This is a genomic window from Brachybacterium sp. UMB0905 (genome assembly GCF_002871795.1).
In the GTDB taxonomy this organism is placed as follows: Bacteria; Actinomycetota; Actinomycetes; order Actinomycetales; family Dermabacteraceae; genus Brachybacterium.
Window position 1 is genome coordinate 1 of sequence record NZ_PNHL01000029.1, and the last position, 9,432, is coordinate 9,432.

A 9,432-nucleotide genomic window follows, 5' to 3' on the forward strand; every position below is an offset into this window, starting at 1 on the left:
TCCAGGTCAGGAGCACCTTTCCGCGTCTACGACCACCCCTCGGACACCTCAACGATGAAAGCCCGAGGTTAGCGCGACAGGGCTCGATCACTGCGCAAGAGGAGGGCGATGCCCATGAACCCGACAAGGCATGCAGCCGCTGCGAGCGCCAGCGAAACCTGGTACCCCTCAGTCCCACAGGAGGGTTCACGGGCCATGAACGCCGCGTAGACGCGGCCTAGCAACGCGGCTCATGGTCCTGCGAGGTGCAGGCCGCGTAACCGACTGAGCGCTGCGTGTAGTTCGTGTTGTCGTGGTCTTGTCAGGTGTCCCGGGTGTCCGTTGAATGGCGACACCCAATCGAGGCTCTCTGCATCAACCCGTTCCTGTACTGCTAGCACCAGCTCTTCGATGGAGTTCTGACCGTCGGCGAGGCCTGCGATACGGTCGAGTGCCCATGCAATGGCTTGAGTCTGTGCTGGATCGACGAGCTGGGCCATAGCGCTGAGGTCGATCGTCTCGCCTGCAAATTGGATTGTCGCGCCTCTCACTTTCGCCGGCCTCTGATTTCTCGATCGCGTAAGAGAGCTCGGATCTGGGACTCGAGCAGTCCGTTCGTAGGTGAACGCCCGGGAGCCATCATTCGGTTCAGCGTCTTGGTGGTCTGAGATGAGCTTGCGAGCTTCCTTCGTGACGTTGCGCGCGATGTAGTGGTCGAGTGCGATAACCTGATCTGCGACATCGAAAAACGCTCCAGACCCTCCCGCCACAAGGATCGTTGACACGCCTAGTTCGGTAAATAGCGGTCGGACACGGGCGACGAAGGGCGTGATGGGCTCCCGGCTGGCTGGGATTAGAGCGCGCATGCGTTCGTCTCGGATCATGAAGTTTGTCGCTGATGTGTCCTCATCGATCAGCAACGCAGACGCACCGGCATCGATGGCCTCGACCAGGTTTGTGGCTTGGGAGGTCGAACCGCTGGCGTTAGACGTGCTGAACGACCGCGTATCGATGCCAGAGGGCAGGTTCGTGATGAAGGGCGAGATGTCGACGCCGGTGACGGCTCGGCCGTCCTCGGCTCTGATGCTGACTGCATCGGCACGGGTGATGACCCACTCCCGGCCGTCGCCGGCGATGTGCGGATAGACCCCGCGTTCGATGGCATGGAGAAGAGTCGATTTGCCGTGGTAGCCACCACCGACAATGACAGTGACGCCTTCGGGCACACCCATCCCTGTCACGGTCTGTCCACTGGGCAGTTGAAACTCGACCTGCATGCTATCGGGGCTGGTGAACGGTATAGCATCCGTACCGGACAACGGGAGATCTGAGTCTCCAGAACGACGAGGCAAGATCGCGCCGTCGCCGACGAAGGCCACAAGATTCTGGCCAGCAAGTTGGGAACGCAGCCATTCCTGATCGCGGTGGAGGATCACATGCTCTCGCAGCACGCGCTCGTTGAGATTCGCGCACACGAGTGAAGCATTGGCGATCCTCGGCAAGAGGGAGCCCAGGAGTTTGGAGGCCTCGCGGCCACGGACTCTGCGCCCGGATGCAGGGAGGCCAACATCGATACGCGCCTCGATGCGGTCAGGGGCGATGACGACGCTGGTGCGTTCAAGGACTTCCTGGCCAGGGTGGCCGATGCTGACTAGCCCGCTGTTGCCTGTACCGGAGGGTTCTGGCAACAAGCGGTGGGCGACGTCCAAGAACTGACGGGTGAGGAAGTCAGCGACCGCGCGTCGTCCTATCGCATCGTTGGTCAGATCGGCAGGCAGTCCAGCAGTTTGGGGGCCCAGGATAATCCGCATTCGTGACGGTGGGGCGTAGGGGTCGACCTGGACCTGGTCGATGGCCAGGCGAAAGGTGCCGAACTGGTAGGTGCCGGCGAGTTGTTTGTACGAGGCGTACCCTCGCCCATCGATCTGGGCGAGGGTACGCTCGAGGGCCGTACGATCACGCATGGCTGTCCTCGTAGGCGGTGACGTTCTGGCGCCCGGGCAGCTTGGTGAGGGCTATGCCGCCGAGCACAGCGAGCACGACGGCGGCAATCACCATGGCCGTGGTGAAACCGGTTTGCTGGACACCGAATCCGGTCAGCAGCGGTCCGATCGCCAGGCCTGCCGCGTATGCGAGGTTGTAGAGCGCGAACGATCCGCCGAGCGTGGGCGGGTTCGACCGAAATCCTTGCTCGCTGATGAGCGTGGTGGCGGGGGCGAGCAACATTGCCGACGACAGGCCCAGGAGGCCCATTCCGATCGCGATCTGCCAGATGCTGGTTGACCAGCCGAGAACGAGCAGTGCGGCCACCACGGCGACGATGCCGATGCCGATAAGCACCCGAGGCGGTGCCGAGGCGACGAACCTGCCCACGATCGGGTTGGCAATGATGCTCACGAGCGCGGCGACACCGAACAGGACGCCGATGATGGTGCTCGTCGCCTGTGCTCCCAGGTGCCCGGGAAGCACGGGTTGCACTGCAGCGAGGACCGCCGCGCCGATCGTGATCGCAGCCACGATGGCCGCCGAGCCCGATACACGAAGCACGGTGAAGGGCCCTGCTGTGTCGTCGGTCTGCCGAGGCGATCCCGGAATCAGTGCCACCAGCAGGACGAGATTGACGATGGCGACGAATGTGGCTAGCAGGAACGGCGAAGCGGGTCCGAACGCGTCGACGAGGAAGCCAGACAGTGGCGGGCCGACGAGCACCCCCAGAGTCACGGTGGACATGGCGATGCCCATCATCTGGCCTCGCTTGTCGAACCCTGTCGTTGCGGCGATAAGCGACAGTGCCGCGACCCATGCGACGCCGCCGGCGATTCCCTGGACGAAGCGAGCGACCAGGAGGAGCCAGTACGGCCCTCCTGTGGCGAACAGGAGGGTCGCGATCGCCAAGACGATCAGCCCGATCACGAGTGGACCCTTTGGACCGCGGCGGTCGACGAGGTGTCCGGCGAAGAGCGTGGCAATGACCATTGCCACGGCGTAGGACGCGAAGAGGATGCCGGTTGCGGCTGCTCCTTGCTCGACAACCGCAGGCAGTAGCGGCAGCACGGGGATGGCGAGTCCTTGGAGCAGCATGTCGGTGAAGAGAATGCCGCCGGCCACGGTGGTGGCGCGCGCCGGAGTCGCACCGGATACGCGAGAGGTGACGTTGGTGGTCATAGCGAAGTGTGTGTCCTTAGGAGTCGAGCAACCCCCTCACCAGCGCTGTGAGTGCGGTGTCGAGTTCGTCGGGTTGCGGTATGTCTTGTGGGCGAGTCACCGCAGTCACGGTGAACCCTTGGAGGAGCACGAGTACGAGGCTGGCGATCTCTCTCCTCCCTGGGCGAGCAGTGTCGCGCTCGGGCATGGATATGAGACCTTCGATGCGCTCGTGCCATTCGTCGAGGGCGCTGTTGCGTTCGGAATGCTCAAGAGCTTGTGGCGCAACGAGAACAGTCGTTGATGCCAGGGCGCGAAATCTCTCATCGCGGGTGAGCAAGCGAGTGAAGTCAGCTAGTAGAGCCTTCAGCGCTTCGTGAGCCGACGTGCCTACTGAGTCGTTGTTCTGGGAGAACAAGCGCTGCCCGTAGTCGGACCAGCCCCATTCGAGCGCCTCGATGAGCAGGGTTTGCTTGTCGCGGAAATGGTGGTTCAGCGCGCCTCGTGTGACGCCTGCGCACTCTGCGACGTGCTCGAATGTTGCCCCCCGCCACCCCTTCTCCTCGAAGGCCCTTAGTGCTGCGTCTAGCAGCGCGACGCGGGTCTTGGCCGCGTCCTCGGCAGTACGTCTCATACATACAAGTTAGCACGTATCCAAGTAGGGGGTCAATGGCGCCGTACCCTGTGGGTCGAGGACTCTTCGGTTGCAGGTTCTTGTCGGTGTTCATGTGTTCTGCCTCGGCTCGGGGCTCGGAGTCACGACCGCGCTGGTAAGGCGTGCTGCCATCGTGGGCGCATGCTCGGGGTTGGGGATGTCGGCCGGTCTCCAGATGGCGGCGGCGGTCAGACCCAGGATGAGTGTGATGATGAGCCGAGATGCCAGTTCTGCTGGTATCGGTCCCGGTGGCTGGGCTTCGGCCAGTGCAGCAGTGATCGCGTTGCGCCAGTGATCGATGGCGTGGCTCTGTGCGGCACTGGGGCCCAGTGCCGCCGGAGCGATGAGGACAGTGTTTGCAGCGAGTGCTTTGAAGCGTTCGTCTTCATCCAGGAGGGTGATGTATTCGGCGATGAAGTCGCGGAGCCGTTGTGTCGCGGAGCTGGTCCGTTCGAGGTGGGCGAGGAGTCTTTCGCTGTAGGCGAGCCAACCGAATACGAGGGCGTCTTGCAGCAAGTCGGTCTTGCTTTTGAAGTGGTGGTGGACCGCGCCCCGAGTCAATCCCGCAGTGGAGGCGACCTGCTCGTACGTCGCCTCCTGCCCATCCGTCCCTAGCGAACGCGTCCAGTGCCGCGAGCATGATTCGTTCGCGGGTTGCCTGGGTCTTTTCTTCGGTATGTCGTACCCTCTTCTCCCAATGCTCGTCGATGCCAGGGCGTCTGGCTAGATTTGCAAGAACTCGCGGACCTGGGCCCAGATCGCGGTCTGGGCCAGGCCGTTGATGCGGGCCGACGTGTCGACATCATTGGCAGGTACCCCAGCGGCGAACATCGCGTGACCGCGACCCGGCACGATGTGGTGTTCGACTTGTGCACCTGCTCCGGACTGCTGCATCGCCTGGACGATCTCGGCACCCATGCGTGACGCCGGCCAAAGTGTGTCGCTCTCCTGTGAAATCAAGAGAGTGCGCGCTTTGATGAGCTCAACAGGCAGTCGTGCAGGTGTGTCGGATGGAGCTTCCTCGACGGCTTTGTCGTGGAACTTCTGTAGCAGTGTTTTGTCCAGCGTCTCGTAGAATTCTTCGTCGGCGTCGAAGTGCAGGAACGGTAGCGGCTCTCCGTGGAAGCTCCAAGACGAGCGTGCCGGCGGCGTCCCGTTTTCGCGCACAGATTCCCAAGCGTAGAGGGTGGGTGACAGTGCGATGAGTTCGTCGACGCTCGGATCATGGCTTGCCCACGCGAGCGCGAACTCGGCACCTTTGGACATGCCGATCACACTGGTCCAGTTCGGGTCAATCCCTGGCTTAGCATGCAGGCGTCGAACGGCTTCTTGTGCGTACTCAAGTGGGATGCGGTCGATGCCTGTTGGTAGTCCGTACTCTGCTCGCCAGTCGAAGTAGGGCAATGCCAGCGCCGGTCGTCCATGTGAGGCGATGAGTGCTGCAATCTGGTTGCACCAGTCGAATCCTCCCCATGCGCCTGGAATGACGACGACAGCTCGGTTGTCGTGTCCTTGGGCGGGTTGGTAGAGGTTCGCCGTGGTCGTTCTGGTGCGCCATTCATGGCGGATCACGTCTCTGCCGGTGAAAGCTCGTACGAACTCGGTCGCTGCGAGGAGGTCTCCGGTTGCGGGATCGCGTACGTCGATCAGGATGGTGAGGGGGTGCAGCGTGAACGAGATCTGGTTTGTCCATCGAGCAGGTTCCTCGGGCGTGAGCTGATGGACGAGCCCGTGAGGGTCGTAGCCGAGGCCATCGTCGACCTGGGAGGCCTGGGTGAGGTCGAGGCGGCCTGAGGCATCAGCGTGCACGTCGAGCGTGCGGGACCATCGCCGTTGCTCGTGATCGATTGTCGAGACCTCCACGGACAGGGTCTGGTGTGGCGAGGCTTCGTGGAGGACCGCGGTGATGGGCTCGTCGACAAGGCCGTGAGGAACGTGTGGGGCGAAGTGCACCATGACAGTGATTTCCTTTAGCTTCTAGATGCGTTTCAGGACGAGGTAGGAGGCGGCAGTTGCCGTCACGACGGCGGCTAGGCTGCCGGTGATGGTGAATACGAGCCCGTGCAGCAGACCCATGAGGGTGCCTTGAAGTACGGCGAACAGCCAGTGAAACCGCGGTACCCACGGGGAGACGGCGAGGGCAATGCCGATGGCGACGCTGACCCCGATACCCAGCAGTTGGTGGGTGGGAGTCAGGGCAGTCTGGATTGCGCGCAGGAGAAGTTCTTGCCCGGTGATGAGTACGAGGGCAAGGATCGTGCCGAGTTCACCCCGCCGCAGGCGGTGCTGAGCCACAGCGAGTGGGAGTGCAGCCCCCTGGTAGGCGGCCCAGATCCATCCGGCAGTCTTTCTGGGGAGCTGCCCGTCTTGGTAACGAGGTGAGGCGGAGATCCTGCGACCTATCCACAGATATCCGTTGAGGAGGACTGTCGCCTCTGTGAGTCCCAGGCAGAGGCCGTTGAGGACAGCCTCGGGGGTGGAGATCGTCGAGCGCGGCCACCCTGCTGCAGCCAACAGGATGAGCGCTCCGGTCAAGCCCAGGCCCGCTGCTGCGTATGTGCGCCCTGCTTCTCGGAGGAGCCGGGGACCGGAAACGTCTTGCTCGCTCATCCGGCCCTCTGTTGTGCTTGAACTGCCCGCATCCAGTGCCGGGTTTGTGCCCACGAGAAGGCGTTGAGCGCCAGATGGCCAACGACAGCAGAGAGCAGCGAGCCCGCGAGCAGAGTGGTCCCGGCCAGGACCGAGGCGTAGGCGGTCTTGAGAACGATCTGGTGAGCACCGTAGGCGTCGTGCGATAGCCCGAAGAGCATCGCGGACACTGCCAAGAGTCCGATGGACGCCGCCGGTGTTTCGACGCTGAGTGCCACGAAGCCGACGATTCCGCGATACAGGATTTCCTCGACGATCGCGACGAGGCAGAGCTCCGGCAACGCCCAGGGTCGGGCGATGGCGATCTTCTGGGGAGTGGCCCAGTGGCGGTAGATGCGGGCGATTCCGTCGGCATCGGCGACAGACGGATCGGTGTGCAGTCGGGCGTCGATGTCCGTCGCTTCCGTCGCTCGTTGAGTCTTCGGGCGGACGTATCGGGCGAGAGACCATTCTGTCAGGACGAAGAGCGCCCCGAGACCCAGGCCGATGAGCACGTGGATGCCCACCTGTGTGATCTTGTCAGGCGCCGGGCTGATCGTGGCTCCGGTGACGATGGCTCCGACGGCGATGGGCGTCATCGTGACAATGAAGATGACGCCGGGCCGTACCCGCAGGCCCCGGCTGACACACCACGCGAGGATGTGCGCGCTCAGTGGTCGTCCTGCCAGAGCAAGGGCTGTCAGAGCAATCACATCTGCCCACCGGCCTATGCGTAGGGGTGCGGAAGCATGGCATCAGCGACCGCGCCATATGCCTGGAAACGCGGGTGGTTCAGTGGCGGGGCGCTCGGCAGGCACAGGCTCATCGTGTCTGGTGACCAGACCCGGGGTACGTAGAAGCCGAGCCTGCGCGCTTCTGGCGTCGTGCAGTCGGCGAACACAAGCTCTGCGCCAAGGCGCTTGTAGCCGGCGATGACCGCGTCGATCTCAGAGCGCACGTCCGATGCTCCATCAGCAGGCAGATCGCTGGCGTCGACAAACTGGTCTTTGGGGAACTTTCGATCGAGGACCGCGGCGCCGTCTGGTCGCGCGTAGTGGGCGACATTGGCGTCGAGGTCGAACATCTGCGTCGTGTCAGTGGTGCGCGCGCCCACGGCACCGTCGACAAGCTCGGGAGATATCCGCAGCATTTTCGACAGCTGGACTCCCGCTGCTGACTCGAGAAACGCCTTGTAGAGGGAGTCTTCGAGACTTGAGGCGATGCCGAGCCCGAGGTTGTGCCCCCGTCCCGACCCAGGGCGGCCGCGCATCACGCACGCAGTGACGTGAACGTTGAAGCCGGGCAGTTCGAGATAATGGAAGGTGGGCGTGACCTGCGAGCCAGCGAGGTGCCGGTCAAGCAGGGCCTTGAGCGCCGTGGTGCGACGACCGAAACGCACTTGTGGAGCAATACGGTCGGTGTACCAGTGACCCATCGCGGCATCGCCGTGGATCAACTCGTAGAGCGCCGACCGGACGGCGAGTTCGGGTGAGGTGTGGGCTGCGCTCCCGGTCGTGACAGCCGAGTTCAGCCACGGCTCGCCCTCCCGTTTGCGGAGCTGGTATCCAATGTAGAGCAACTGCGCTGGCGCCCACCTTGTCTCGCCGGTGATGAGCGAACGAGTGGGGGTCCACGTGATCGGGGAATCCGATTCGAGCGGCGAGTATGCGAACGTGTCCTGTGCATACTGTTCGTCGCGGAACGGGCGCGCAAAAGGGCCGACAAGGGCGGACCTGCCTGCCTCGGTCATCGAGGCCTGCGTCTCGAAGACGCTTTCATAGTCGGCTGTGAGGGGTCTGACGACCTGGGCGTAGCGTTCGACGGTCTCGCCAACACTGCGGATCAGGGCTTCCTCGGTGTAGATGCCGCATCCACCGATGTGATAGGTCAGACCGCTCTTGCGTCCAAGGAGGTGTTCAACGCCGGTTAGCTGTGCGCCGGAGACAATGATGCGTGGTTCGTCGCGACCGCGCATCATGAAGCCCAGGGTGCGGCTGAGCCCGGTCAGCGGGCTGATGATCCGTCGGGCCAGCCGGTCGAAGTCGGGATTGAGGCGAGGGTGATGGTCCGTTGAGGACAGGCGCATGCTCGGTGAGGGTGTCATTCTGCGATCTCCTCCAGCGTCCGTGTCCCGAAGTACAGCTCGAAGTCATCGCGTTCTGCCACCGGCATGCCGACGGTGCTGTCGGGCAGGGGCAGGATCTCGTGAACAGCGAACTCGGAGGTCGGGGCGAAGAATGAGTAGGCGTGTGACAGGGTTCCTGCTGTGCCTGTGGTCACCCACGACACGGCTTCCGGCAGGAGGTGGGCGGCGAGGAGCTGGGCGAGCACCGGCTGCACTTCGAACGCCTTGTCCTGGTTGACGCGGCCTTGCGCGAGGGCCTTCTTATAGGACTGGTACGAGGCGCTTTCACGCAGGTTCATCAGCATGCGCGTCTCATAGGCATCCCAGGAAGGGGTGCGCTTCGACACGGTAGTCGGGCCCACGAGAACGAACGGGCCGTCGACCACACCGTAGAGCCACGGCACCCCGAGATGGTCCATGACACGGTCCACGATTCGGGTCTTCACCGGATCGGCCACTGCCTCGGCATAGATGACAAAGCTCCCGCGCAACTCCTCGAACCGTTGTATTTGGCGATAGAACTCCAGACCGTCCTCCAGCCACGCTGAGTCAGCGTGAGTCAGTGATGCCAGGGGATGGTCCTCATCGGCGAGTGCGATCTCCAGGTCGGGCACTGTCTGTGCCAAGCCCGTCTGCAGAGGGCCGGTAACCTCGGCCGGGCCCACGATGACCACGGGTTCGAGACATTCACGAAGAGAGGAACGTCGACCTTGGACCAGGTCGACGTACTGGTCGAGATAGTTGTCGGCCTCAGCGGAGACGATCTCCTTCTCTTCGAGATATTCTACTACCGCTCGGATGTCTTCGTTTGTTTGTCCCGTGCTCTTGGTGGTGTCATAGCGTCGAAGCAACACCCCCGGTCGGCGGGGGTCTGATCGGTGGAGTGTGCGGATGGCGCGGG

At 63.1% G+C, this 9,432-nt stretch carries 9 protein-coding genes; all 9 read right to left on the bottom strand.

Features of this window, described 5'->3' with window-relative positions; genetic code table 11:
• Positions 1–230 precede the first annotated feature (230 nt).
• On the bottom strand, positions 231–1,943 hold the full coding sequence (locus CJ197_RS14490) for an ABC-ATPase domain-containing protein (protein ID WP_073717288.1): 1,713 nt from the start codon (positions 1,941–1,943) through the stop codon (positions 231–233).
• The gene (locus tag CJ197_RS14495) at positions 1,936–3,144 is read right to left on the bottom strand and encodes an MFS transporter (protein ID WP_073717287.1); all 1,209 of its coding nucleotides are present in this window, start codon (positions 3,142–3,144) and stop codon (positions 1,936–1,938) included. The genes CJ197_RS14490 and CJ197_RS14495 overlap by 8 nt, the downstream gene beginning before the upstream one ends.
• A gap of 16 nt (positions 3,145–3,160) precedes the next feature.
• A complete protein-coding gene (locus CJ197_RS14500) occupies positions 3,161–3,757 on the bottom strand; it encodes a TetR/AcrR family transcriptional regulator (RefSeq protein WP_073717286.1) in 597 nt (198 codons plus the stop codon).
• A 90-nt stretch (positions 3,758–3,847) separates the two neighbouring features.
• Entirely contained in the window at positions 3,848–4,492 is a 645-nt protein-coding gene (locus CJ197_RS14505; protein WP_083603252.1) for a TetR/AcrR family transcriptional regulator, read from the bottom strand.
• A 9-nt stretch (positions 4,493–4,501) separates the two neighbouring features.
• On the bottom strand, positions 4,502–5,734 hold the full coding sequence (locus CJ197_RS14510) for an acyl-CoA thioester hydrolase/BAAT C-terminal domain-containing protein (RefSeq protein ID WP_102237440.1): 1,233 nt from the start codon (positions 5,732–5,734) through the stop codon (positions 4,502–4,504).
• Positions 5,735–5,755: 21 nt separating this feature from the next.
• Positions 5,756–6,073, bottom strand: a complete 318-nt coding sequence (locus CJ197_RS14515) for a hypothetical protein (protein ID WP_102237441.1) — start codon at positions 6,071–6,073, stop codon at positions 5,756–5,758.
• A 311-nt stretch (positions 6,074–6,384) separates the two neighbouring features.
• The gene (locus CJ197_RS14520) at positions 6,385–7,005 is read right to left on the bottom strand and encodes a CPBP family intramembrane glutamic endopeptidase (RefSeq protein ID WP_073717282.1); all 621 of its coding nucleotides are present in this window, start codon (positions 7,003–7,005) and stop codon (positions 6,385–6,387) included.
• Positions 7,006–7,133: 128 nt separating this feature from the next.
• Complete coding sequence (locus CJ197_RS14525; RefSeq protein WP_083603250.1) at positions 7,134–8,510, bottom strand: YcaO-like family protein; 1,377 nt, start codon at positions 8,508–8,510, stop codon at positions 7,134–7,136.
• Positions 8,507–9,432, bottom strand: a 926-nt coding sequence (locus CJ197_RS14990; protein ID WP_233191017.1) for a hypothetical protein, incomplete at its 5' end; no start/stop codon positions are given. The genes CJ197_RS14525 and CJ197_RS14990, both read right to left, overlap by 4 nt.